This window comes from Pontixanthobacter aestiaquae (genome assembly GCF_009827455.1).
GTDB lineage: Bacteria > Pseudomonadota > Alphaproteobacteria > Sphingomonadales > Sphingomonadaceae > Pontixanthobacter > Pontixanthobacter aestiaquae.
Genome location: NZ_WTYZ01000001.1, coordinates 491,946 through 516,455, shown reverse-complemented (window position 1 = coordinate 516,455; position 24,510 = coordinate 491,946). Strand labels below are relative to the sequence as shown.

The window sequence follows — 24,510 nt, the reverse complement described above, 5'->3', positions numbered from 1 at the left end:
GGTTCGTGATGCACACGATATACGCCGTAGCGTTGAGCGCTGCGATACTCTGCGCTGTGCCAACACAGGCGCAGAATACCGAGACCGAGGCGGAAGAAATTGTCGATCCGGAACGCGGTGCTGCTTGGCATAATGCGCAGCAGGCTGCATTGGCCGAGCGTACCTACAAGGATGGCTGGCGCTGGGTCGAGGGCGGCCTGTTATGGCGCAACGTCAAAGGCAACCGGACCGGCGCACGTGCAACGGTGAGGGACACGGTCACGCTGCATTATGCGGGCACTTTCGTCGACGGGACGACGTTCGACAGTTCCTATGATCGGGGCCAGCCCGCCACATTCCCGCTGAGACGCCTCATTAAGGCCTGGCAGTTGGCCGTTCCACAAATGACTGTCGGCGATACAATCGAAATCGCAGCGCCTGCCTCGATTGCCTATGGCGCACGCGGCGGTAACGGAATCCCCGGCGGCGCGACACTGCTTTTTACAATCGAATTGCTGGCGATACAGTAGCCCTCCTATCCAGGAGACCTCCAATTGCGCGGCGGGTCATCTGGATCGAACAGATGCTGTGCACTCCATGTACCGATGGCAGCCAGAACCGGGCTCAGAGCCTTACCGGATTCAGTGAGAATATAGGCAGCCCGCTTGGCGTCAGGCGGATCGCGAAACAACAGGCCAGCGTCTATCATCAACGCCAACCGGGAAGACAATGCTGCACGGCTGATCGGCAAACGGTTTTTCAAGTCTTCGAACTGCGATACACCCAAAAAAGTCTCACGCAAGATTAGCAAAACCCAGCGATCGCCCACGACGCGGGAGGCGCGACCAATCGGGCACGGAGAACGGGAGGCTTCGTAACGCTTCATCAGTCTGCTTATCAGACTTGTGCCACGGGAGGGCAAGTGCCATATAGTCTGCATTGCAGACTTAAAGGAATAAGCCATGGCTGCCTCGCGTTTTGATTCTCCCGAAGCCTCCATCGCCTATATGAAAGAGGTTGCGGTTAAGCGCTCCGGCTTCTCCAACTGGCTTGATGTCGAGCCCATTAAAGTGTGGGAAGGCGAATCCGAGCTGCTCCTGGCGCTTAGACCGGACATGACCCAGCATCACGGCTTCGCCCATGGTGCCATTGTCGGTTTGATGGCGGACAATGCCTGCGCATGGGCGGCGGCCAGCGCGGTTGGAGATGTAGTCACCGGATCGTACACGATCAGTTTTCTGGCACCCGCGATTGGAACAAGACTGCGCTCTAAAGGCACGGTGATAAAGGCGGGCAAGCGCCAGGTCGTCGTAAGGGCAGAGGTTTGGGCCGAGGATGATGGCGGTGCATCGAAACTCGTGGCCTGCGCACAAGGAACGATCGTACCGAAAGGGCAGATTGAGCAAAAGCGCTAGCGCCCTTTGGTTATGACCAACTCTTATTGAGCTGTATGACGAGCCGTCTCACGGTGTAGCTGTGTTTTGGCAAACGCCCAGCTCTTCGGGATCGATGCCGGTATCCGATGACGGAGCTGCGATGCTGCCACTGCCACATCGTGCGTCTGAGTAACACAACTCAGCGTCGCGACTGGATCGTTTAGCTAGTGCATTGAACTTTTGCCATTGCGGCCCGTTAAGCCGTTTGATTTCCGCACACAGATATTCCCGGCGATTCTGGTCGATCTCCGTCTGTGGACTGCTCAGCGATGGTGCAATCTCATCAATTTTTCGATCATACGGGTCTTTAAACTCGTAGACTTTGGAAATTGTGGGGCGGCGAAACTCTGTGATCTTTCGCGCACACTCGGCAGCTTCACTTCCAACTGTCGCTCCTTCGCCTCGGCTTTGTATATCAGCGACACAGCCAGGATACTTTGCCTCCAATGCGCACGCAAAATTGGGACGAGGCCCAAGATTTGTCTCTGCCCAGGCCGCGAACTCTGGAGGCGGCGCCATCGTGCATGCTGGCATTTCATCCTCTGCCGCTACTGCTGGCGTTGAGGGTGATGGTGTAGGTGTAGGTGCCAGATCAGGCACAGGCGAAGAAGGCGTATCGGAATCGGCTTCTCCTGTATCCCGGTTGCCAGCGCCCGTTGGATCCGTGGCTCGGGCTTCGCCAAAGTCTTCATCGGACGATTCTTTGCCCGATTGCTCTTCTTCAGAGGCTCCACCGCCATTGCTTTTCCCGCCATTGGGAAAGAACTCTACTGCCGCAAAACTTGCCATGCTCCCAATCAGAGTGGTCCCCAATGCAGCAGTCAGCAGCTTGCGTTGACCGGCCTCTCGAATAGTAATCAGCTGAGCCATGTCGAGCAGCCAAATAAGCCCTGCCAACCCAAATATAGCCAAACAAATCCATCTGAAGGCTTCGAGAAATTCCACTGCCCCTCCTCTGCATTTAGTTGGGGCGGTCTATCACAAGAATTTAAAAAGGCGAATGGACTATTTCCCCTTGAAATCGGCCTCGCGCTTTTCGAGCAATGCGTCGATACCCTCCATATGATCCTCGGTATGATGCATTAGCGCCTGCGTATTGGCGGCAAGCTCCAGCGCGGTGTCATATGTAATCGAACGCCCTTGTCGCAGCAGGTTCTTGGTCTGACGCAACGCGTGTGGCGGCATCTTGGCGATTTTCGCTGCAAGCGCTTCAGCTTCCGCTATCAGAGTATCGCCCTGAACCACGCGGCTCACCAATCCCCACTCGCAGGCCTTGGCCGCATCGATCACATCGCCGGTATAGAACAGCTCCGCCGCGCGTGCTTCACCAATAACACGCGGCAAAATCCATGTGCCGCCGTCTCCGGGAATAATGCCGAGCTTGAGGAACGTGACGCCGAACTTGGCCCGGTCCGATGCAATCCGCATATCTGCGAGACACGCCAAATCGCAGCCAAGTCCTATGGCCGCGCCATTGACGGCAGCAATCAATGGGACTTTCAAACCATAGAGCGCGCGCAGGATCAGATGGATATTGGTGCGATAGCCATCGGCGATGTCGACCGGATTCCCGCCGAAATTGCCGGTCCGCTCACGCATCGCTTTCACATCACCGCCAGCGGAAAATGCCTTCCCCGCACCCGTGACAATAACACAGCGCACATCCGGATCGGCATTGATAGCATCGCAGGCGGCAACGAAGTCGCGTCCGTCTCCGTCAGCACCAAGGGCGTTCATTGCCTCGGGTCGATTGAGCGTGAGCGTTGTAACGTGGTCGGTTTTTGAGACAGTCAGAAGAGACATGCTGGTGTCCTATTCTCTCGCAGATTGTGGCAGGGATAGGTCGGCATCGATTTCGGTTAGCCACACATATTGTGCCGATTGCGGTGCGGGATCGAAGATCAAATCATGTCCTGCACCATCGAATGACTGGAACAAACCATTGGGTGCCATATCCGCCAGAGTCTCGCCATGAACAGAGGGGATCATCGTATCCGCCGAGCCGTGCTGGACCAGTACGGGCGCGTCTATCTTTGCCATCTTCGCTGTGTTGTCGAACTGGTCGCGGACCAGCAAATGCACGGGAACCCACGGCAAAGCCGCACTCGCCACATCCGGCACGCTGGTGAAAGGCGCGACTAGAATAAGTGCTTTAGGCTGTATCTCGGTCGCCATCTGCGTGGCGGTCCCGCCACCAATCGAATTGCCGATCAGGATGGTTTGATCTTGTTGAACGCCACGCGCCTCCAGGAACGCTAGAGCTGCACGGCCATCTTGATAAAAGCCTGCTTCTGAAGGCTCGCCCGCATTGCCGCCATAACCACGGTACTCGACCAGCAGCAAGCCATATCCTTTCTGGCCAAGACGCGATGTTGCTGCGGCGCTACCCAGCAAAGTCCCACCATTCCCGTGAAAATAGACTGCCGTCGGCCGGCCTTCGTCGGCAGGTTTGTAAAATGACCTGAGCGTCAAACCATCAGCCGTTTCCAGAGCGACTTCTTCAAACCCCGCAGGCAGCGGAACCACATCTTGGGGCGCGGGATAGATCATCCGGCCTTGCTGGAAATATAGCAGCGCCGCCACCGCCAAATAGGCAATGACCGCAACCGAAACCGCACCAATCAACCAGCGCATTATACCGGCGCCATATCAAGCCAACGGCCGTAATTGCGGATGGTTACTAGCCAATTCTCAGGCCAATCTGGAAAGTGGCTTTCGTGGAAGCCTTGCCCTTCAGAATAGATGCGCGGCCAATCGACACCCCAATCATCTTCGTCAATCGGTAGGTCATCCATGGCCCAAGTCTACGCCCGCGCTTCTTCGATCCCGGCGCTGTTGTGGCGCAACGCCTTGAGGACGGTTTCGACAATGTCCGGCGCATTCAGCCCAGCTTGGTCATATTGCTTGTGCGGCGCGTCCTGATCCTGGAACATGTCGGGCAGACGCATCGTACGGATTTTCAGGCCCGCGTCGGTCAAACCATTGTCGCTGGCAAAAGTCAGAACGTGCGCGCCCAGGCCGCCAATCGCGGCTTCCTCGATCGTGATCACCGCTTCATGCGTACGCATCAATCGTTCGATCAGAACGGTATCGAGCGGCTTGGCAAAGCGCAGGTCGGCAACGGTAGTGGAAAGTCCCTTGGCCTCCAGCTCATCGGCCGCCTTCAGGCTTTCAGCAAGACGCGTGCCCAAAGATAAGAGCGCAACCTTGTTGCCTTCACGAAGGACGCGGCCTTTGCCGATTTCCAGCTTCTCGAGCTCCTCCGGAATCGGGACGCCGGTGCCAACACCGCGCGGATAGCGGAAGGCTATCGGGCCATCATCATACTCCGCTGCGGTATAAGTCATGTGCGCGAGCTCGGCTTCGTCAGCCGCGGCCATCACCACGAAATTGGGAAGCGTGGCGAGATAGGTCACATCGAAGGAACCGGCATGGGTTGCGCCATCGGCACCGACCAAGCCTGCGCGGTCGATTGCGAAGCGCACCGGCAGATTCTGGATCGCGACATCATGCACAATCTGGTCGTAAGCGCGCTGGAGGAAAGTCGAATAGATCGCCGCGAATGGCCGCATACCCTGCGCTGCCAGACCGGCGGCGAAGGTGACGCCGTGTTGTTCGGCAATGCCGACGTCGAATGCCCTGTCCGGATGCGCCTGCGCAAATTTATCGACTCCAGTTCCGGAAGGCATCGCGGCGGTAATTGCACAAATTTTCGGGTCGGTTTCTGCCAGTTTCGCCAGCGTCTCGCCGAATACATTCTGATAGTTTGGTGGTCCGCCGCCTGGGCCCTTGTCCTGTTTCCCGCTGACCACATCGAATTTGGCGACGCCGTGATATTTGTCCGCGCTATTCTCGGCGGGAGCGTAGCCTTTGCCCTTCACTGTGCGGACATGGATCAGGATTGGGCCCTCTTCGGCATCACGGACATTTTCCAGAACCGGAATCAAATGCTCGAGATTGTGCCCGTCAATCGGGCCGACATAGTAGAAGCCAAGCTCTTCAAACAGTGTTCCGCCAGTCACCATCCCGCGGGTGTGGCTTTCGACTGTACCCAGCGATTTGTGAACCCGGCGGCTAAGCTTTGCGGTCATTTTCGATGCCAGACTACGCAGACCGAGATATTCGCTGGAGGAGATCAGCCGCGCAAGATAGCCGGACAGACCGCCAACGGGAGGCGCAATCGACATGTCATTATCATTGAGGATGACCACGAGCCGATTGCCAGCCTGCTCGGCATTATTCATCGCTTCATAGGCCATGCCCGCGCTCATCGCGCCGTCGCCGATGACGGCAATGCCGCGCCCGGGCTTGTCATTCAGCTTATTGGCAACTGCGAAACCCAAGCCGGCCGAAATCGATGTCGAACTATGCGCTGCCCCGAACGGATCAAATTCGCTCTCGCTACGCTTGGTGAAACCCGAAAGACCACCGCCTTGCCGCAAAGTACGGATGCGGTCGCGCCGCCCGGTCAGAATCTTGTGCGGGTAGCATTGGTGGCCAACATCCCAAATCAGCCGGTCTTCGGGCGTGTTGAAGACATAGTGGATCGCCACTGTCAGCTCGACCACTCCGAGGCCCGAGCCTAAATGCCCGCCAGTAGAGCCAACCGCAGATATCATCTCATTGCGAAGCTCGTCAGAAAGCTGCCGAAGCTGCTCCGGTTTCAGTTTTCTGAGGTCTGTGGGAGTATCGACGGTATCGAGTAGCGGTGTGTCAGGTCGTGAAGTCATGCACTAAGCTCTACACCGACAAATCGAAACTGTCGATGAACGCTTTATCTATAAAAAAGCACGGCTGGGCGTCAGCTGCAGCTGGCGCAAATCCCCCGAATTTCGATAATCGGACGCCGGGTGCTAAAGTTTGCACTCTTTGCCACGCCGCGCACTTTGCTCGAGATATCGTCATTGTCGATATGCGTCGCTTCGCCGCATTCGTCGCAGACCAAGAAAATACAGTCATGTGTGCATCCCGGGTGGCTGTTCGCCAGATAGGCATTGGAGCTTTCCACCCGCAACGCGAGATTGTTGCTCACAAACAGGTCGAGGATCCGGTACACGCTGTTGGGCGCAACCCGTTTGCCGCGCTTGGCGGAAAGGTTGTCGGCGATGTCATAGGCAGAAGCAGGGCGGTCGTGCCGCGCCAACTCTTCGAAAACATCGGACCGCATGCTCGTCCATTGCTCGCCTGAAGCGACTAGCGATTCGCGGGCAGCATCAATCAGGCTCTCGCCAGAATGCTCGTGATGGGTATGTGCGTGCGTTGCCATACTGCCAACATAGCGATCAACCGCCGGAGTTTCCACTCTGCGACGAGCCAGCGATCAGTTGCGAACGAATTTTGCCCGGTAATGCGACGGATAAAGCCGTTTCAGCGCCGCCACTTTGGGCTTGTCCCACCGGCGGATATATCCGTGATTAGGGTTCCGGATCATGAAGTCCTGATGATAATCTTCCGCGTCGTAGAACGTTTTATACCGCTCGACCTTGGTCACAATGGGACTGGACCATTTACCGGAGGCTTCCATCTGCCGGAGATAGGCTGAGGCGACTTTGCGCTGCTCCGCATTCACAGGAACCAGCGCCGCGCGGTATTGGCTGCCGCGATCCGGGCCTTGCCGATTATAAAGCGTTGGATCGGCCACCACAGAGAAGAAAATCCGGAGCAATTCGTCATAGCGAACCACTTTCGGATCGTAGACAACACGTACGACTTCGGCATGGCCGGTGACGCCGGTGTTAGTCTGTTCATACGTTGCGGTCGCTGCATTGCCCCCATGATAACCGGACACCGCGCTCTTCACGCCTTTGACATGACTGAACACGCCTTCGACACCCCAAAAGCACCCACCTGCAAAGATTGCAGTCTTCAGGCCAACACCTTCATTGGCGAAACGCTTCGCTGCTGGTGCGGAAACGACATTCTCCGCTGCTAATGCAGGATAGCCGCAGCCAGAGAGTGCCAGTGCGGCAGCCGCCAGTGGGAGGAATGCGCGCTTCACGAGAATGTCGTCGCAACCGCTTCAGGAAGCACTTGGCTGCCGAGCTCGGGACTGATCTGGAATGCGACAATCAACACGCCAACAAAAAAACCGATGGCGAAATTGCGCGGCATGTCTGTGTTAAAAATGCTCATGGCGAATATCTTTCTCGAATCTCGAGAGCGCCTATTACTCACCGGCTCTTTCAGTCCGGTGAACGCTCCGTTGTTGTAAGGAGGTTCGTTCGAAACGCCGAAAAGGTTTCAGAATGTTTGTTTTGGCCTCAAAAGCCAGCGTTCGCCCAAGCTTACGCGAGGCAGCCAAGGCAAGCGGATGCATTCGGTCCGGCGGTTGAGGGGCGAAACAAACTAATGCCTAAAGTGGCGCATTCCGGTGAAAACCATCGCCAGGCCCGCTTCATTCGCGGCGTCAATTACTTCATCATCGCGCATGGAACCGCCCGGTTGGATAATCGCAGTTGCACCCGCCTCTGCGGCAGCAAGCAATCCGTCGGCGAATGGGAAGAAGGCGTCTGATGCCACAGCGCTACCGACAGCACGACTTTGATCCCAGGCGTATTTCTCCGCAGCCTCAGCAGCTTTCATCGCGGCAATACGCGAACTGTCGCGTCGGTTCATCTGGCCTGCGCCGATGCCAGCCGTTGCACCATCCTTGGCATAAACAATCGCGTTCGATTTGACGTGACGCGCGACCGTCCACGCGAATAGGCAGTCTTTCAGCTCCTGCTCGGTTGGTTGTCGTTCGGTCACAACTTTCAGATCATCATCGCTGATCGCGCCATTGTCTCGCGATTGGACGAGCAAGCCGCCGGTGATCGGCTTGACCGAAAGCCCGCTACGACGAGGGTCCGGCAGGTCGCCGGTCACGAGCAGGCGCAAATTCTTCTTCTTGGCAAAGGCGGCGCGTGCTTCGTCGCTGACTGATGGAGCAATTACGACTTCTGTGAAAATTTTGCAGATCGCTTCTGCAGTTGGTCCGTCGAGCGGTACATTGACCGCTACGATGCCGCCGAACGCTGACACGCTGTCGCACGCCAGTGCTTCTTCCCATGCCTCAAGCAAGCTGCCGCGCTGCGCCACCCCGCACGGGTTGGCGTGCTTCACGATCACGACCGCAGGATCTCCCCCTGCGAATTCGGCGCAAAGCTCCAACGCTGCGTCCGCATCATTGTAATTGTTATAACTCAGCTCTTTGCCTTGGAGCTGTTCAGCCTGCGCGATGCCTTTCGCGGCAGGGCCGACAGGCGTATAGAGCGCCGCCTTTTGGTGCGGATTCTCCCCATAACGGAGTGCAACCGGTTCTTTTCCGTTTACCGCCAGCATATCCGGGAAAAACTGGCCTTGGTCGGCAAAGGCAAACCACTGACTAATCATCGAATCATAGGCAGCTGTGGCGCCGAATGCTTTCGCAGCCATCTTCTTGCGAAATGCCAGCGAGGTCGCGCCGTCGCTGGCTTCGAGCTCATTGGTCAAAGTGCCGTAATCGGCCGGATCAGTAACAATCGTTACAAACGCATGGTTCTTCGCCGCCGAGCGGACCATGCTGGGCCCGCCAATATCGATATTCTCGATGATCTCGGGCCGATCTGCACCGCGCATCACGGTTGCTTCAAACGGGTAGAGATTCACCACAACCAGATCGATTGCACCGATTGCGTGCTGTTCCATCGCCGCGAAATGCTCGGGATTATCGCGCACCGCAAGCAAGCCGCCATGCACCATCGGATGAAGGGTTTTGACCCGGCCATCCATCATCTCGGGGAAGCCGGTGAGGTCGGACACGTCTTTGACGTCCAGCCCGGCGTCGCGAAGTGCCTTTGCAGTACCGCCAGTCGACACGAGTTCCACGCCCCTTGCAGCCAGACTGTGGCCCAGTTCTACCAAACCGCTTTTGTCGGACACTGACAGCAGGGCCCGTTTGATGGTCACATCAGTCATTGTGCGAGTTTATCCCATTTTCTTGAGCAGCCACGAGAAACGTCCCCCGCCGCGCGATGTCATGCCTTGAATTACCAATTGCTGGATCGGTTGCGGACGCCCGCCCCCATCGACCCACATGCTTTCCTCAATCGAAAGGTCGCCGCCATCGTCTCCCGACGCGAGGCGGAACTGCCAGTACGTGCCATCGGGCAAAGCCAGTCCGGCGCCTTTTTTATCTTCCGATAGACCCAGCTCAATGCCAGGCCCAATATGAAAGCGAATGGCAAAGCCGATCTTGCCGCGTTTACCCTTTTTGCCAACCGGAACCAGCAGATCTTCGCCGCGCAGCTCGCTACCGTCTTCGCGCATGATCAGCATCCGCCGATGAGTCAGGCCGAAGCGGGCCGCATAGCCATCATGGCTGGCCTCGATCCGGGTGGCGAGCCCTTGATCCACCTTCATTGTCTTGCGGTCGACTTCGACCTCGCTAACACCTGCGCCCAACTTTCCGTTGATATGAACAGCGGTGGAATTCGCATCATCAAGTGTCAGAGTGGAATGTGCCGCAGTGGCGCGCAGACCTTGCTCGATCCGCGCGGGAACTTGCCCGCCCGCGAACGCTGCACCGCCACAATTGACGACAATACGCTGGCCTTGCGAGCATAGTTCAAATGCCAGTGTGGACGCACAGCCCGAACGGGCATTGCGCGCCAAAGGCGGTGGGGCCGCATCGAAAATCAGCGTTGTCTTGTTCTTCGCAATCCGTTGATAGCCCCACTGCCGGACATTCTTGAGCGGACGCGCGCGAACAGTGCTCGCATCAATCAACGCGGCAATCCGGTCTGCCCGGATCGCCCCCGCACCCTGCCAGCTCGACAGGCTGCCGTCCGAATGCACCAATGTGAGCAATGGCGGAACGAGCAGGTTCAGCATTGTATCGAGCGCTTCAGGAGGATCGCGGTCAATCGCACGGTAGCAGGAAGACAGGTCGATCAGCAGCGCGATAGCATCCATCTGCGCGAGCGGACTCCGCGACAGAGTGCCACCATCATCGGCGACCAATTCGCCCAAACTGCGGATCAGGCCAGCTTCACCAAACAGGCGGCGCGGGCGACCTTCGGGCATCAGCAGACCGGCGGCAACAATCGCGCACCAGCCCGCCACTTCGCCCATTCGATCGGGCGCTTTGGTAACATTGCGATCAAGCCAGCGAGCCGTACCTGCCATGGCTTCTATAATACGGAGCCGGTTATCGGAATCGCTGCCCGACAAAATCAATGGTGCATGTACCAGCCAGTTCATCAGACGATGCCCGACATTCTCGACATGCCATGGAGCATTCTTGCCCGGCTTTTCATTGGCATCGAGCCAAGCATCCATAACCCGCTCTGCCGTCGCGGTGCATTGTTCACGCGGTGCAGACACAGCGAGATCGCGCATCCACGAAAACCCGTGCACAACGCGCTCGAATGGCGGCGTCAGGCGCGCAGTCGGCGCAAAGTCCATCTGCGCGATTGGCGCCTTGACGCCATGAACCAAGAAATGCCCGGCGCGCAATGCGACACCTGCCGCGCGTTCACCGACGAGCGGTGTGGGAACTGTGGCAAGCAGCCGCGGTTTGGCCGGTTTGGAAAATGGCGAACTCAATGTGGAAGCCGGCACACCAAGCCGGTAAGCCAGACGGATCAAACGCTCGCCCGCACCAATAGACGGTGGTGCGAAATCGGTGACCACGAGTGCGCGGCCCGGCTCCAAAGTTTCACGCTTGGCCGAGTGGACCGCGCTTTCGCCTGCAATCAGAGCATCACCAGAATCGCCCGTGCTGAGAGGGATCGCCATGCCCTCTTCACCCGGATCCAGTTCCAATTGCTCAGCCGAAACGTCGCTGGCGGCTCCTGTGTGGGTCGCCGCATCGACCATCAAACAGCGCCCTTCAGTGCAGCGATGTTCTTGGCATATTGCCCCGGGCCGCCTTTGAATGTCGCAGAGCCTGCCACCAAAACATCCGCCCCAGCAGCAACGCAATCCTTCGCGGTTTCTGGATTAACTCCGCCATCGACCTCTAGGTGAATATCGCGGCCAGTCGCGTCGATCATTTTTCGGATCGCCTTGATCTTGCGCAACTGGCTGGCAATAAAGCTCTGCCCGCCAAAACCCGGGTTTACGCTCATGACCAAAACCAAATCGATATCATCGATCAAATATTCAAGCGCACTTTCGGGTGTTGCCGGATTGAGCGAAACGCCAGCCTTCTTGCCCAAGGCCTTAATTGCCTGAACGGTGCGATGCGTATGCGCGCCCGCCTCAGGGTGGATGGTAATAATGTCGGCTCCGGCATTGGCGAAGTCTTCAAGATACTGATCGACCGGGCTGATCATCAAATGAACATCAAAGACCTTGTCAGTATGCGGACGAAGCGCCTTCACCACATCGGGGCCAATCGTAATGTTCGGAACATAGTGACCATCCATCACATCGACATGAACCCAATCGCAGCCAGCCTCGTCAATCGCACGAACCTCTTCACCCAGCCGGGCAAAATCGGCAGAAAGAATGGAGGGAGAAATCAGTGGTTGGGCCATGAATGCTAAGCCTGTGTGAACACGAAAGTCCGGATACACACCGCCTAGATGCCGCGAGTCGCTGCCACAAGCGGAGCGACTGCGCTTTTCCACACACGGTGACAGTGAACACCCGCCGGAAAAGGCCCGGGAATGTGGCAGTTCAGCAAGAATTCAGGGCGAATACCGTATCTACCGAGCTATATTGAGGCAGGCTCAACGCGATGCAGCCTGTTTTTCGAGAAAGACATTGCGCTTACGGGCGCACCTGCAACGGGTTGAATCGATGATGACACATACTCTGAAGTTAGGCGCAGCCGCTTTTGCGGTAAGCGGATTGCTCGCCGCGGCGCCCGCTACTGCGCAATATCGCAACACTATCTCCAATGATCTTTCGAAATGTTCCTCCGGATCCGATTCGGCGGTCAAAGTCACTGTGTCGGGCATTGAGACCTCGACAGGCAAAATTCGGGTGCAGAGTTACAAGGGCACCAAAGCGGAATGGCTCAAGAGTGGCAAATGGCTCAGCCGTATCGAAACGGGCGCGCGAAAAGGCACAATGACATTTTGCGTGCCGGTATCGGGTCCAGGCACTTATGCGATCGCGGTCCGCCACGACAAAAATGGTAATGGCAAAACGGACATCACTTCGGATGGCGGAGCAATGTCCAACAATCCAAGCATCAACATCTTCAATCTTGGTAAACCAAGCTATAAAAAGACGCGCTTCACAGTTGGCGAGGGTGTGAAATCGATCACCATCAACATGCGCTATATGTGACTCTACATCGCGCGGTTAGAACCTATTTGGCGTATCGTGAGCGCCAGACTTTAAAAAGAACACCCGGTGCCGCAAGGATCGGGTGTTTTTCTTTCCAAGGCGTCACGTCCACTTCAACCCCGGTGTGCCGCTGGACTTTCCATGCTGCATAGCGCGCCGCGCCCTCGAAAGTGGTGCTAGCCTTAAGCAACCGCACGACATTGAGCGGCTTCCCCCAGCGCCGGCGGCTACGCCATTTCTTGCGAATATCCGCGCGCCAGCCTTCAGGCATAGCCAGTGCGATCTGGCTATCCACCATAGTGAAGCGAATATCCGCGGCAGTCAGCGCAGCGGGCAAGAGCCCATCAAAATGCGCGCGGTTGAGCGACAGGATCGAGTCCTCGCGCCCCGCTTTCTCGACGCGGAACTCAGCCTTGTAAGTCTCTTGAAACAGTGCCCGCCAGTAATCGCCTTCGGTTCCGCGATCCGGGCCGAGCGCGGCAGCAAATCGTGTTGCTGTCATAGCAGCGGCCTCGATAGCCTCGGCAACAGCTTTCTCTGCCGCGGTATCGCCGCTCCAAACCAACGCGCTTGGCTGCACAAACCGCGCCCAGATCGTCGTATCACGCAGCTTGCCGCCGGCGGCCAATCGAAATGTTTCCATAGGCATCGTCGCGGCTTTGGCGCGCAGCCGTGTGCTCTCAAAGTCCCATTCGTGGTAGCTGACGCGCGGCCAAATCTTTTCGACCTGCGGGCCGGGCATAAGAAGATAGAAGTCGAGCACGCCTTCGAGCTCACCGGTGCGCAGATTGGAACCATAGAACAAAGCCGCGTGCGCGCCTGCCGCTTCGGCCAGATGCTTCGCAAAGGCCGAAATAGCGGGATGTATGTCAGCGCAAAGGCTTCGCTGAATACGCTGATCAAGCGTCTCCGTCACGGAACAACGAAGCTGAGTTCAGGCCCGGTCGACACGCGGTAGTGCCCCGCCGGAAACACTTCGCCATCGAGAATAAAATCGTCGCCGACATCCATCTCATAGTGATCCGTCTGCGCGTGGTGCACGCCCTTTTCCGGCAACCATTTCGGCAACCAGCCGGCCAGAATAGCGGGCATCAGCGCCAAAGTGCGGCGGCGGGGGTGGTCCAGAACGACCAACTTTAGCCCTTCGCGAAATTTGCCGAACAGTTTCAGCCCAACCGGGAATTTCTCCAGAGTGGAAGACAGCATGAAGACTCGCCGCGCGGAGTCTCCATATTCGCTGCGCGGTACCTCTCGTTTGTCGTCACCGAGTAGCAACCGCAAAGCCACGCCGCGCCGCCAGAGATTATCATCGCTACCCAGCAAACCTTGCAGAATGCCCCACGCCGATGTCACACCAACTGCAAGACTGTTGAACGCGCCCATTTTATGCGCGTCCTGCCCCGCGCGAACGCCAAGCGTGAACCCGCCCGCGCCCAGAATAAAGCCCTGATGCACCATGCCGTCGCCTCCGGCTGGAGAGACAACCAAAGGGCGTCGGACATGGCGTTTCCCGGCTTGGTATGCTGCAATCACGTCCGGTAGAGTCCAGCCATTGGGTGCCCCCAGATCCACATTTAGCGCGTTGGTCTTACCTTTCGGGAGGACGGCTAAAGCAGGCCACTCATCGCCAAAAACATCACGCCCGCATGTCAGCACATCGCGGACAGTTCCATCACCGCCGTTAATAACCAGCAGATCGATCCCCAGATCGACGAACTGCCGTAGTGCAGCCGATATCTCGCTATGATCGGCCGGTTCTTCCAGATGAACATGCGGCATCGAAGCCGCGTCCAGATACCGGCCTTGATTACGGTGGCTACGCGCGTTGTAGATGACGCCGACGACTGGCTCCGGCACACTATCGCCATCGGACGAAGGTCTCATATTGGCAGTCGATCCGGTCATAGCCTTGTTGCCTTAGACTCTGTCGCCCCGTTTTTCACTAGAGTTTTGGTGAATATACCAGCAATTTCACTTTCGAGCCCCCATTCGCGGCAAGACTGGGGAGACGAGATGCGAAAAATGCGATAATCTGCGACGATGTATACGTCACATCTACTCGACTCCGCCCGCGATCTATCCGGCCGGCTCATTGCGCTCAGACGGGCGATTCATGCTGAACCGGAACTTGGTCTGCAAACTCCGAAAACCAGCGCCAAAGTGCGCACGGCGTTGGCCGATCTGCCACTAACTTGGCGTGAGGGCGGCGCGACGACGGGCATGGTCGCCACACTCACAGGCACACAGGATGCAAACGGACCAACACGGCGCGTTCTGTTGCGCGGCGATATGGATGCACTGCCGATGGCCGAGGACACGGGCCTCGACTTCGCCTCGACCATTGAAGACCGGATGCACGCCTGCGGGCATGATACCCATACTGCCATGCTTGCTGCGGCAGCAGAACTTCTATGCGGTAAGCGAGACGAGTTTTCGGGCGAAATCCAATTCATGTTCCAGCCCGGCGAGGAGGGCTATCACGGCGCGCGATTTATGCTGGATGACGGGTTGATTGATCCGCTGCCAGATGCCGCTTTCGCCCTGCACATCATGCCCAACGCGGCGCATGGCATTATCGCGGGTAAGCCCGGGCCGTTGATGGCAGCTGCTGATCAATTCGATATTCGTGTCACCGGTCAAGGCGGCCACGCCTCCATGCCGCATGACACGCGCGACCCAGTTCCCGTCGCAGCAGAAATCGTCACCGCGTTGCAGAGTATGGTCACCCGCCGGTTTAATGCTGCCGATGCGGTGGTTGTGACCGTGACCCAGCTAGCTGCAGGAACTGCACATAACGTGATCCCCGACTTTGCAACGCTCAGCGGGACGATGCGAACCTTGTCGCGTAAGCACCGCTCGAAAGTGCATTCCCTTATGCGCGAAATAGTCACTGGGATAGCAAAGGCACATGGCATTGAAGCAGAAGTGACAATCACTGAGGGTTTCCCGGTCACTCTCTGCGATCCGAAAGCAGTCGCGCTCGGCCAGTCAGTCACACTCGAAACTCTTGGCGAAGACACCTGGCGCGACCTTCCCGCGCCGATCATGGGGGCCGAAGACTTCTCCTACGTTCTAGACAAAGTACCCGGCGCAATGTTCTTTTTAGGAGTAGCCCCTGAGGGCGATGACTGGTCATCGTGCTGCGGCATCCACTCCCCACGAATGCATGTCGATGAAAGCGCATTGCCACACGGGACGGCGGTTCTTGCGGGTTGCGCCCTGCGCTTCCTTGACCGCGGCTTCGACTGAGCGTCACCTACGTCCGCATTTACCTGGCCATTTACGCAGGGCCGCGAACACGACATGGTCACCAGCATAAGAGCCGAGCGATTCGGCCAAGAGGATGCTGGAGAGAGACTACATGTCCGAAGACTATCCCTATTTCCCGACTTATGGTGGAGCCTTGGCCCATTATGCCAAACATACACCTGACCAGATAGCGCTTCGCTTTGGCGACCGCGTGACAGATTACAAAACCTATGATCGCCACGCGACACAGATCGCCAATGGGTTGATGGAAATGGGCCTCTCCAAAGGGGATCGCGTTGCCTATTTCGGCAAGAACAGCGACCGTTCGGTCGAGCTTGCACTTGGCGCCGCGCGTGCCGGCATGGTGTTCATCCCTATCATCTGGCGGCTCGCTCCCAAAGAGGTCGAGTTCATTCTGAACGATTCCGGCGCAGGCGTGTTGTTTGTCGAACCTGAATTTGCCGATCAATTGCCTTTCGATGGCAAAAAAGTTTTGACCGATGACAGTTTCGACGTCTGGCGCGACGCGCAATCGGATGCTGTAGTAACGGTCGAAGTCGGCGCGCAGGACGCGCTGCTACAACTCTATACATCGGGCACGACCGGCCTACCCAAAGGCGTGGTGCTGAGCCATCACAACGGCACTCACCTGCGTCCGCTGACCAAAGAACACAACATCTATTGGTATTGCCCCGAACCGGGCGACTCGCTGATCTTCGCGATGCCATACGGGCATATTGCAGGAGTTGGCACTGCCATCAGCGGGGTTCTTGGCGGCTTGGAAGTGATCGTTCACCGCGAATTTGATCCTGCCCTGACCATTGCCGATGTCCAAAAATACAAGGTCAAATGGCTGTTCATCGTGCCGGCGGCATTGGGCATCATGCTGGCGCACCCGGACGCGGAGACCGCAGACTTCTCCTCGGTCAAAGGTTTGACGTACGGCGCCAGCCCTATCCCGCTCGATATGCTGAAAGAGGGTGTTGCGCGCCTCAAATGCGATTTCGCGCAGCTTTACGGCCTGACAGAGACGTTCGGCACCGTCATCAGCTTGCCGCCTGATGATCACAAGCCGGAGAACATCGTGGGCCGCGAACATGTGATGAAGTCTGCCGGAAAGCCCATGCCGGGTGTCGAAGTCCGGATTATGGACGAAGACTTGAATCCGCTACCTGCAGGCCAAACCGGTGAAGTAGCGATCCGGAGCGATTGCGTAATGCTGGGCTATTGGAACCGGCCGGAAGAAAACGAGAAGGCGCTAATCGGCGACGGCTGGTTCCGCACCGGCGACGCCGGAATGGTCGATGAAGAAGGCTATCTCTACATCCAGGACCGGATCAAAGATATGATCATCACCGGCGGCGAGAATGTCTACCCTGCACAAGTCGAGAGCGCGCTTTACGGCCATCCGGATATCGCCGACATTGCCGTGATCGGCATCCCCGACGAGAAATGGGGCGAAGCAGTGAAGGCGGTGATCGTCGCTAAACCAGGATCGAGCCTCACCGAAGCCGATGTGATCGCTTACGCCAAGGACCAGATCGCAGGCTTCAAATGCCCCAAATCTGTCGATTTCATCGAAGCGCTGCCGCGCAACCCATCCGGCAAAATCCTGCGCCGCGAGCTACGCGCACCTTATTGGGACGGCAAAGAGCGTGCGGTGAATTAGGGATTACACTATGTTTTCTCGAGATCTCGTGATCGAGCACCATGGCCAGAAAATACGAGCGACCAATGAGATGAATCTCCCACTGGCTGATTTTAATTCGTTTGGCTTGAGTTCGAACGCCAAGCTGTACATCGACGGAGACCTTCGCGATTCGAGCAGCGCAAACCTTGGCGATGGATCACGCCCGTTGCTTAGCGGCTCTGTGCAGCATGGCGATCAGCGATCAGTAATCGAGGTCTACTACCAATCGACATTGTCTGCCGTGAAGATAAAGGTATGCGCTGATGGCTGTCGGATCGCAGGCGATAATTTCTAACAGTTCAAGCTACAAACAACCTCAAAGTATTGGGCCGAGACCGTGCGTTGCTTGCCTTCGGTACGCTTACTCCGAAATTCCAATCAGCTCATAACGCGTCAAGGGCCGGACCTTTTTAAGGATTCTGCCCTTGGCGCACCCGAGAGGATTCGAACCTCTGGCCTCTGCCTTCGGAGGGCAGCGGGCTCAGCAGTACAGCTTGGGGCTGAACTAGAACCACACTCTCTCGCAGGCTTCGATTGCTTGCGAGACAATGCTTAGCACAAGAACCTGCTTTAGGTCTCTAAAAATGTGTCACGGGTGTGTCAGTGTGGCGGCTGGCCTCATACAAGAATGGGGCGCAGAGGAAGGGTAGGATGCACCTATTATTAGCACCTTTTGGTTCCCTCTGACAGGGGCCTCGAACTATGCGAGATAATTTTTGAATTATCTCATTCTGACTTTGGTGCCGCTAACTTCTTCGCGAGTATCTGGGTCTGCGCCTTGCTTTTTGGGTGACATTTGCTGTGCACCATCGCTCCATTCTCCAGGGTTGTTTGGCCACCTTTGGAGTGTTCAGTTACGTGGTGAATTTCGGCTTCGCTCCAACTGACTGGAGCATCGCAAACGGCGCAAAGCTTGCTCTGTCGATAAAAGAGGACCGTGCGTTCAACTTCTCCATAAAGCCGCTTGGGGTCTTTTCCGTTCAATGGAGCCAAGTAGGACCGCATTTTTTCGAGGTAGAAGCGATTCCTCTTTGCGATATTATCCCCTCGATCCGAGTTCACTCGGGTCCAAGTTGAGTACTGCGTCCAGAATTCGCTTGGTGATGCGTCATCCTTCGTAAGTTTGGCTTCCGCGATCTGGCTCAAGAACTCATCGAGCGCAGATGGTAACTTCGGCTCCCATCCTCTGGTGTAGTCATCCCAAAGAGTGTCTACGAGCAAAACTAAGTGCATCGCATCGTGTCCGCGTAGCTTTGCGTGCTTCTCAGGTTGGATAAGTGACACGATCTTATCAAGGATCGTTGTGAGTCGCTTAGCTGCATCCATTTCAGGATCAAAGTCGAGGTGCTCGTAGTAGAAATCGTCAATCGCTTTGGCGTTAATGTCGCAATAGCCATCACCTCCAAGTGCGCGACGGTTGAGAAAGAGAATCGCAATTTGCGCAGCCAATTGGCGTGTTTTGCCACGATCTCGCCCCGGCTTCATGCCCAATGTCTTGGTGAAAAACTCATGGCCGGGATACCTTGCTAACTCAGGCTTCCCACCGAGCTTCAGAATGTAGTCCGTGAATTGACCCGGAAGAGCGTCTCTACGCTCCTGCGCACTCAGTGGCATACCGCCTTGGAGGCGGACAAAGAGATCTCTGACCTCATTGGTATTGTCAGTTTCGATTCTGGCTATGGAGATTTTCGTCTCCCAGAATTTGGTTTTCAGTTCTTCTGATAGACCGTCAAAATTCTTGTGCCCCCAGTCGCATGGTTCGTCTCTGATGAACGCAGGAAACTTTGCTACTGCGTCGTCTTCTTTGGGATCAAATAGCTTAAAGGCTCCTTGGGCGAATTCGCTAAGCGCAGTGATCCGCTGTTGGCCGTCAATGATCTCGAGACGATCGTTCTGAAAACCAGCATAGCTTTCGCTGACATGATGCAGATAGATGCGAGGCAGAGGGTATCCCCGCAGCACAGAATCGATGAGCTTTTTCTTTTGGTCGCCCTTCCAAACAACACCCCTCTGGTATTCAGGGTTTGCACGAAGCATCTGTTTCTTGTGGAGTTCAACGAGCTCCCTGACTGTCATGCTATCGGGATTCTCAGCCGTCATCCTGCTCTCACCATTCGTATTTCCTCAGGTGTCAATTCATAGGCCGCGAAGAGAAGCTGGTCGGTAGCCTCTTCTAGCTCCACTATCTCGCGTTGCAGGCGCTCAATGTCGGCTTGGTAGTTCAATATCTGGTCAATCAAGGCTTGATTGGTCGTAGCGATTAAACGCCTGAGGTCGGTCACAAGCTTTTTAGCTGGGTCTTTACCGGAAGGTTTGAATGATGAGCACTTCGCGTTCCATTGTGCTGCTATCAATTCCCCCTCAGCGTTGTCCAAGAAGATGCCTGAGATCGCGTCGGCCCCATCGATCTGGAGCTTCAACTCGCCGTCCCGACAAATCGCTAAGAACTCAGCTTCAGAATGAAGTCGTTTGTTCAATTCGACATACTGGGCTGTTTCGAGCTCTCTGGCATCGTCGCGGTCGGCAATCATTGGGAATACCCAGTTCAACACCCTTAAGCTTGCTGGGGTGCTTTGAAGTCGGTGGGACAGTGCGGCCTGCGCGGTTCGCATTTCTGTGTGTAGCCGTTGCAGCCTGACTGCATTCCGGGAGATTGGCTCTTGTGCCGCTATATCCAGAGTCGGGATGGGGAGTGGCGCGATGAATTGCTTGTTGGCGGATAAAAAGTCGCCCCGAAAAGGTTTAGAAATCCTTCTGAATACATAGTTGGCGACACTACCGTTCAAAACTGCCGCCAAAAAGAAGGGTTCAACTCCTTCAGCTGGAGACACACCTCCGGCATCGACGTTGTCTAGATAGAACAAGCCAGCGTCATCAACCGATGCCTTCAATCTGGTCACCAATCTTGGAACAATAACTTTCGCACTGGACTGCTTCTCAAGATTTTTAGGATAGTTGTAAGCCCACCATGAATCGTCTCGGTCCATCTTATTGGACTCACGCTTTCTCAAGTCAGCTTCGTGCGATTTCAAATAGTTCCATATCAAAGGATATTCATTCTCCATTGTATCCTCTGGAATCAAAGCGCATCCATTTTCACCGCTTCGATAAGGGAAGAGGAGGAATGTATCGGTCGTAGGATCTTCGTAACGCTTGGCTTCGTCGCCAGATATCAGTGGCTTCAAAAGGTCGTCTTCCAACGCTACTTCAGCATTGTCGGACGCCCTGCTTATGTATCGGCCCGGTGCGACACGCTTCAATTGATAAATTTTGTCGGCACTAGTTTGAATTCCAACAAATATCGCGTCCGAGACACGTTCATCGCTTAGCTTTGAGTAAGTCTCGTAAAGGCGATCAATGAATGCCCGTTCCCTGCCGCTCAGCATCAGCCAGCGATCAGCATACGGTAGGTTCAGGTAGGTCAGTTCCGTGGTATCATCAAGCCAAGGGTCATCAACTACAATCCCATCCGGGGCGTTGGCAACTCGCAGTGATTCCACACGGGCTCCTTTACGAAAGAATTGCAGCGCCGTGTAGACGGTAGCTTCTTCGAAGATCTGGTGCGACTTAAAATCTAGCCAAGAGACGAGGCTGCGCTGGTCATAAATCACGTCGCGAAGTGCTGCGCCATATTCATTCAGTACCCAAACGCTAGGAGCAATGTAGCCCATCCTGCCTTCTGGCTTCAGTAGTTCGAGGCCCTTCTCAATGAACGGTATGTAAAGGTCAAAGTTGCCGGTTGCTGCTGAAGCATAGCCAGTCCACTCTGTGCCTTCACGCCCTTTACGAAGATACTCAGCCATGTCTGGGTGAGCTTTGCGGAAATTTTGAAGCTTAACATAAGGAGGGTTGCCCAAAACAACGTCGAACCCGCCTTGACCCTCTTCGCCGAAAACCTCTGGAAAACTCTCTTCCCAGTTGAACGTATTAATCCGCTCAAGTTCTTCTGCATCATCTAAATCAAGGTCCACCTGACCAAGCCAAAATCGATCATCAATCAAGCTGTTCCCATCTCGAATGTGATGGCTCAGCGTCGACAATGGGCGATCACCTCTTGCTGTGTGAAGCCAGAGTGCGAGTTGGGTGATCTCGACAGAGGTGGGGTTAATATCCACTCCGTAGAGGTTGTTTTGGAGGACGTCACGGATGAGTTCGTCCTCGTCTCTCACCATACGGTCGCCAGTAATGCGGCGTCTCAATTCCCTTACAGTTGACCACTCATTTAAGAGAAATTTGAGCGTTGAGATCAAAAACGCGCCTGAGCCACAAGCCGGATCTAGAATTTTGATCTGCTCGAGCCGCCGCTGGTAGACATCAAGTGCTTCTTCGCTGTCAGTGGAAGCCCTGCCGTTGGCATCAAAATCCCAACCAGCTTCTTCCTTGAAATCGGCCAAACGGCGTCCGACTGTTTCGCGAACAATCCGCTCCACTACCCATTCAGGAGTGTAGTAGACACCATCACGCTTCCGCTTGCTTTCCTTGTTAACCGAGACCCGACCATCGGCCTCGGCTTCAAGAATTTCGAGTTCTGTAATCGACTGCTCAAAGATGCGCCCAAGAGTGTAAAGGCCCAAAGCAGTACTTGGATCAGCCTTCTTTGCATTGGCAGCTGGAATGGCAGTCTGTTGCTCGTCCCCATCCTGATCGTCTGCAACAACCGCAGAGCCAATGTCAGAGGCATAATTGTAAGAAGCGGATAGATAGAGCAGCGTTAGCTCGTTTTGGTAAAGGCTCGCCTCATTGTGGCCTTGCCCCGCAATGCAGAAAAGGCGGTTGGGAATGTTGAGCTCATCAAGCTCTGGGTCTGGAGCAAACAGGCCGCCATTAAACTGATTAAGCGCATGGCCGCCAAAGGCTCTGCCTTCGTTCATGGCAGCAAACAAATCGCACAACTCACGCCAAATTGTGAAACCATCTGGGTTGAAGTACTGATCGATGCTCCGGTGAATGAGTAAGTCTCGAAGCAGCTGTGGAGGATACCCTAGTGCCCTTCCCATATCCTCACAGAAGAAAACAAATATCGAGCGATCAAGCACCTTCTGTGCAAGTCGGACCAATCGCCCTCTAGTGCCTGCAAAATTGGGGTTTGCCTCGATAAGAGCTTGAAAGAGATGCTCACGGTAAGCTCTGTATTCCTGGTAGAATGCGTTCTCTAGCTCTCTCGCCCTAATCCAAGCACGGGAAATAAGCTGTTCAAGCTCTGGCTTTTGCCCCTTGGATAGGAGTGTCTCTGCGTGAAAAAGCCTCTTGAATAGGTAACGCTCAAAACGACTTTCCTCGTCATCTCCCAGCATACCCGTGCCTTGGAGCAAGGAGCGCTGTTCAATATTGAATTCAAGATACTCAGATGGAGCACGGTCGTACCAATACAGCCGGAACACGTTCATGTCAGTGACGATGCCCCAACGAGGGGTGATAGCCTCGTTGCCTGTCATCCCCCTCCGAGCACAAACCAGATAATTTAGACACTGCTCAGCTGGTGATCTCTTGTCAGCTCTACCCTGCTGGGGAGCGTCAAGGTCTGTGTCGAGGCCCTTGAACTCACAAGCAATTTGCAGAGTGTCAGGAATTCCCTCGTGGCCGAAGAATCCCAATCCTGCGTCTGCAGCACCAGCGCCGCCATTTGGTCCAGCGCCTTGCACTCGAAATTGCGGATCAATTGAGAATTCGCCTGCTTGATTGGCACCTACCTCAATGTAGCCCCACAAAGCGCCAAAGATGTTGGACATGAGGCCATTCTCGTCCCTAACTTCTCCTGCTGCATTTCTTGCCGCCCAGTTCTCAAGCGTTGTCAGTAAAGTGCGCTCCTCGTCAGTGTCTTTAAATCGCTCGAAGTCTTCCGCCCAGATTGAGCGCAAGAACGGCCTAGTGATGAATTCTGAAGGATCGCCGACTGCCAATTTATCGCCTTTACTAAAGCACTCTTCATATCGACTTTGCCAGCAATGCAATGTCATTGAAAATTACTGAGTTTTACGAAGCAACCATACAAGGCGCATTGGGTTGCGCAATCATTGAATGCTCTGCCTACGCTTGCTAGAGATGTTCTTGCAGGCGGTAAATCCCGTCTGTGAGGCTTAGTAACCTCAGTGCACATAGGCCGGACAGAGTATTCTGGCCGGGTGGCTGTCGCCATGTCCAAGGTTCTGCCCAAAAGCGGCAGCGCCTTGTGCTATGTGCTTGGTTACTAACACCCGGCTCGACGGGCTGCCTCGATCTAAACGAGGCCAGAATGAAAACAAAACCTAAACGAAATCTAGTCCTAGCCACAAGCCTAAGTCTGGTTCTTGCAGGCTGTGACCAAACGCCGCCGCAAAAGGATGCGGAGCCTGAGTGGGAGGAGCTTTCTGACGGCAGCCACCTCCTGCTCTCATCCTATGATGAGGTAGAGATGGAGGATCTCGAAAGATGCTATGAGAGCATCGCTGGATTGGAGTGCTTGAGGGCGGTCAGTATGGTTGGTGGGCAATCGATTAGCTTTCAGAGGCAAGTGAAGCCTTCACTTAACCGTGTGGCATCGGGCGAGGATACCGTGCACAGCATGAGCGGGTATCATTGCCAGCTCTATGTCGATGGCGCGGCTGGTGATTTCATTAGGGAGAGCATTTGGTCCAAGCGCGGCGAACTAAAAGTCAATACAGTTCGTTTTCCAAGAAGCTTCAACGAGGCGCCATTGTCGAAGGAGGGGGTTGAAGGCTATTTTGATGCTAACTCAATTGACCCGAAGAGGCCTTGGTTGAACTGCTACCAAGTTGCCCATTTGGTGGTGGATGGAAGCCTCGCTTCGCTTACTAGCAGTGATCTGACGCTTGAAGCGTTCACAACGGACTGAATGGCATTCGATGTCATAATCGTTGTCTATTTGTCTGTCTGTCTAAGCTCTTTTGAAAAGTCTGA

23 protein-coding genes are annotated in these 24,510 nt (G+C 55.5%); 7 read left to right on the top strand and 16 right to left on the bottom strand.

Translation table 11 applies throughout. The features are described 5' to 3' along the window. Positions 1 to 8 precede the first annotated feature (8 nt). On the top strand, positions 9 to 509 hold the full coding sequence (locus GRI35_RS02415) for an FKBP-type peptidyl-prolyl cis-trans isomerase (RefSeq protein WP_160612562.1): 501 nt from the start codon (positions 9 to 11) through the stop codon (positions 507 to 509). A gap of 5 nt (positions 510 to 514) precedes the next feature. On the opposite strand, the gene GRI35_RS02410 is transcribed toward GRI35_RS02415, so the two are convergent. After that, positions 515 to 865: a winged helix-turn-helix transcriptional regulator gene (locus GRI35_RS02410; RefSeq protein ID WP_160612560.1), complete on the bottom strand. Its 351-nt coding sequence runs from the start codon at positions 863 to 865 to the stop codon at positions 515 to 517. A gap of 76 nt (positions 866 to 941) precedes the next feature. On the opposite strand from GRI35_RS02410, the gene GRI35_RS02405 reads away from it, so the two are divergent. Continuing rightward, positions 942 to 1,394, top strand: coding sequence for a PaaI family thioesterase (locus tag GRI35_RS02405; protein WP_160612558.1), 453 nt, complete (start codon positions 942 to 944; stop codon positions 1,392 to 1,394). A gap of 48 nt (positions 1,395 to 1,442) precedes the next feature. Here GRI35_RS02405 and GRI35_RS02400 read toward each other — a convergent pair whose 3' ends face one another. From GRI35_RS02400 to rpe, 11 genes are all read right to left on the bottom strand, one after another. Next, complete coding sequence (locus GRI35_RS02400) at positions 1,443 to 2,285, bottom strand: hypothetical protein (protein WP_160612557.1); 843 nt, start codon at positions 2,283 to 2,285, stop codon at positions 1,443 to 1,445. A gap of 135 nt (positions 2,286 to 2,420) precedes the next feature. Beyond that, positions 2,421 to 3,218: a crotonase/enoyl-CoA hydratase family protein gene (locus tag GRI35_RS02395; protein WP_160612555.1), complete on the bottom strand. Its 798-nt coding sequence runs from the start codon at positions 3,216 to 3,218 to the stop codon at positions 2,421 to 2,423. A 9-nt stretch (positions 3,219 to 3,227) separates the two neighbouring features. Next, on the bottom strand, positions 3,228 to 4,049 hold the full coding sequence (locus GRI35_RS02390) for an alpha/beta hydrolase (protein WP_160612553.1): 822 nt from the start codon (positions 4,047 to 4,049) through the stop codon (positions 3,228 to 3,230). After that, positions 4,049 to 4,210: a hypothetical protein gene (locus GRI35_RS02385; RefSeq protein ID WP_160612551.1), complete on the bottom strand. Its 162-nt coding sequence runs from the start codon at positions 4,208 to 4,210 to the stop codon at positions 4,049 to 4,051. Before GRI35_RS02385 ends, GRI35_RS02390 begins: the two co-directional genes overlap by 1 nt. Before the next feature lie 9 nt (positions 4,211 to 4,219). After that, positions 4,220 to 6,145 (bottom strand): 1-deoxy-D-xylulose-5-phosphate synthase, encoded by a 1,926-nt coding sequence (dxs, locus tag GRI35_RS02380; RefSeq protein ID WP_160612549.1) that lies wholly within the window; start codon positions 6,143 to 6,145, stop codon positions 4,220 to 4,222. Between the two features lie 71 nt (positions 6,146 to 6,216). Beyond that, on the bottom strand, positions 6,217 to 6,681 hold the full coding sequence (locus GRI35_RS02375; protein WP_160612547.1) for a Fur family transcriptional regulator: 465 nt from the start codon (positions 6,679 to 6,681) through the stop codon (positions 6,217 to 6,219). Between the two features lie 54 nt (positions 6,682 to 6,735). Further along, a complete protein-coding gene (gene msrA / locus GRI35_RS02370; protein ID WP_160612545.1) occupies positions 6,736 to 7,413 on the bottom strand; it encodes a peptide-methionine (S)-S-oxide reductase MsrA in 678 nt (225 codons plus the stop codon). Continuing rightward, entirely contained in the window at positions 7,410 to 7,547 is a 138-nt protein-coding gene (locus tag GRI35_RS02365; RefSeq protein ID WP_160612543.1) for a hypothetical protein, read from the bottom strand. The genes msrA and GRI35_RS02365 overlap by 4 nt, the downstream gene beginning before the upstream one ends. 213 nt (positions 7,548 to 7,760) lie before the next feature. Continuing rightward, positions 7,761 to 9,350 carry a bifunctional phosphoribosylaminoimidazolecarboxamide formyltransferase/IMP cyclohydrolase gene (gene purH / locus GRI35_RS02360; protein ID WP_160612542.1) on the bottom strand — a complete coding sequence of 530 codons (1,590 nt, stop codon included), beginning with the start codon at positions 9,348 to 9,350 and terminating at the stop codon, positions 7,761 to 7,763. A 9-nt stretch (positions 9,351 to 9,359) separates the two neighbouring features. Next, a complete protein-coding gene (locus GRI35_RS02355) occupies positions 9,360 to 11,252 on the bottom strand; it encodes a heparinase II/III family protein (protein WP_235900106.1) in 1,893 nt (630 codons plus the stop codon). Then, positions 11,252 to 11,914: a ribulose-phosphate 3-epimerase gene (gene rpe / locus GRI35_RS02350; RefSeq protein ID WP_160612540.1), complete on the bottom strand. Its 663-nt coding sequence runs from the start codon at positions 11,912 to 11,914 to the stop codon at positions 11,252 to 11,254. The genes GRI35_RS02355 and rpe overlap by 1 nt, the downstream gene beginning before the upstream one ends. A 265-nt stretch (positions 11,915 to 12,179) precedes the next feature. On the opposite strand from rpe, the gene GRI35_RS02345 reads away from it, so the two are divergent. Further along, positions 12,180 to 12,674, top strand: a complete 495-nt coding sequence (locus GRI35_RS02345) for a DUF2141 domain-containing protein (protein WP_235900105.1) — start codon at positions 12,180 to 12,182, stop codon at positions 12,672 to 12,674. Positions 12,675 to 12,696: 22 nt separating this feature from the next. Here the strand turns inward: GRI35_RS02345 and GRI35_RS02340 are convergent, their stop codons facing one another. Together GRI35_RS02340 and GRI35_RS02335 are read right to left on the bottom strand one after the other, a co-directional pair. Continuing rightward, positions 12,697 to 13,590 carry a hypothetical protein gene (locus GRI35_RS02340; protein ID WP_160612538.1) on the bottom strand — a complete coding sequence of 298 codons (894 nt, stop codon included), beginning with the start codon at positions 13,588 to 13,590 and terminating at the stop codon, positions 12,697 to 12,699. Next, a complete protein-coding gene (locus tag GRI35_RS02335) occupies positions 13,587 to 14,579 on the bottom strand; it encodes a diacylglycerol/lipid kinase family protein (protein WP_160612536.1) in 993 nt (330 codons plus the stop codon). The genes GRI35_RS02340 and GRI35_RS02335 overlap by 4 nt, the downstream gene beginning before the upstream one ends. A gap of 135 nt (positions 14,580 to 14,714) precedes the next feature. Between GRI35_RS02335 and GRI35_RS02330 the strand changes: the two genes are divergently transcribed. The 3 genes from GRI35_RS02330 (at position 14,715) to GRI35_RS02320 (ending at position 17,908) form a co-directional block, all read left to right on the top strand. Next, complete coding sequence (locus GRI35_RS02330; protein WP_160612534.1) at positions 14,715 to 15,923, top strand: M20 metallopeptidase family protein; 1,209 nt, start codon at positions 14,715 to 14,717, stop codon at positions 15,921 to 15,923. A 112-nt stretch (positions 15,924 to 16,035) separates the two neighbouring features. Then, on the top strand, positions 16,036 to 17,592 hold the full coding sequence (locus GRI35_RS02325; RefSeq protein WP_160612532.1) for a long-chain-fatty-acid--CoA ligase: 1,557 nt from the start codon (positions 16,036 to 16,038) through the stop codon (positions 17,590 to 17,592). Between the two features lie 10 nt (positions 17,593 to 17,602). Next, complete coding sequence (locus tag GRI35_RS02320; protein ID WP_160612530.1) at positions 17,603 to 17,908, top strand: hypothetical protein; 306 nt, start codon at positions 17,603 to 17,605, stop codon at positions 17,906 to 17,908. A gap of 431 nt (positions 17,909 to 18,339) precedes the next feature. Here the strand turns inward: GRI35_RS02320 and GRI35_RS02315 are convergent, their stop codons facing one another. Then, positions 18,340 to 19,713: a GmrSD restriction endonuclease domain-containing protein gene (locus GRI35_RS02315; protein WP_160612528.1), complete on the bottom strand. Its 1,374-nt coding sequence runs from the start codon at positions 19,711 to 19,713 to the stop codon at positions 18,340 to 18,342. Continuing rightward, positions 19,710 to 23,570, bottom strand: coding sequence for an Eco57I restriction-modification methylase domain-containing protein (locus GRI35_RS02310; RefSeq protein WP_160612527.1), 3,861 nt, complete (start codon positions 23,568 to 23,570; stop codon positions 19,710 to 19,712). The genes GRI35_RS02315 and GRI35_RS02310 overlap by 4 nt, the downstream gene beginning before the upstream one ends. Positions 23,571 to 23,845: 275 nt before the next feature. Here GRI35_RS02310 and GRI35_RS02305 point away from each other — a divergent pair, with 275 nt between their 5' ends. Then, positions 23,846 to 24,445, top strand: a complete 600-nt coding sequence (locus GRI35_RS02305) for a hypothetical protein (protein ID WP_160612526.1) — start codon at positions 23,846 to 23,848, stop codon at positions 24,443 to 24,445. Positions 24,446 to 24,510 lie beyond the last annotated feature (65 nt).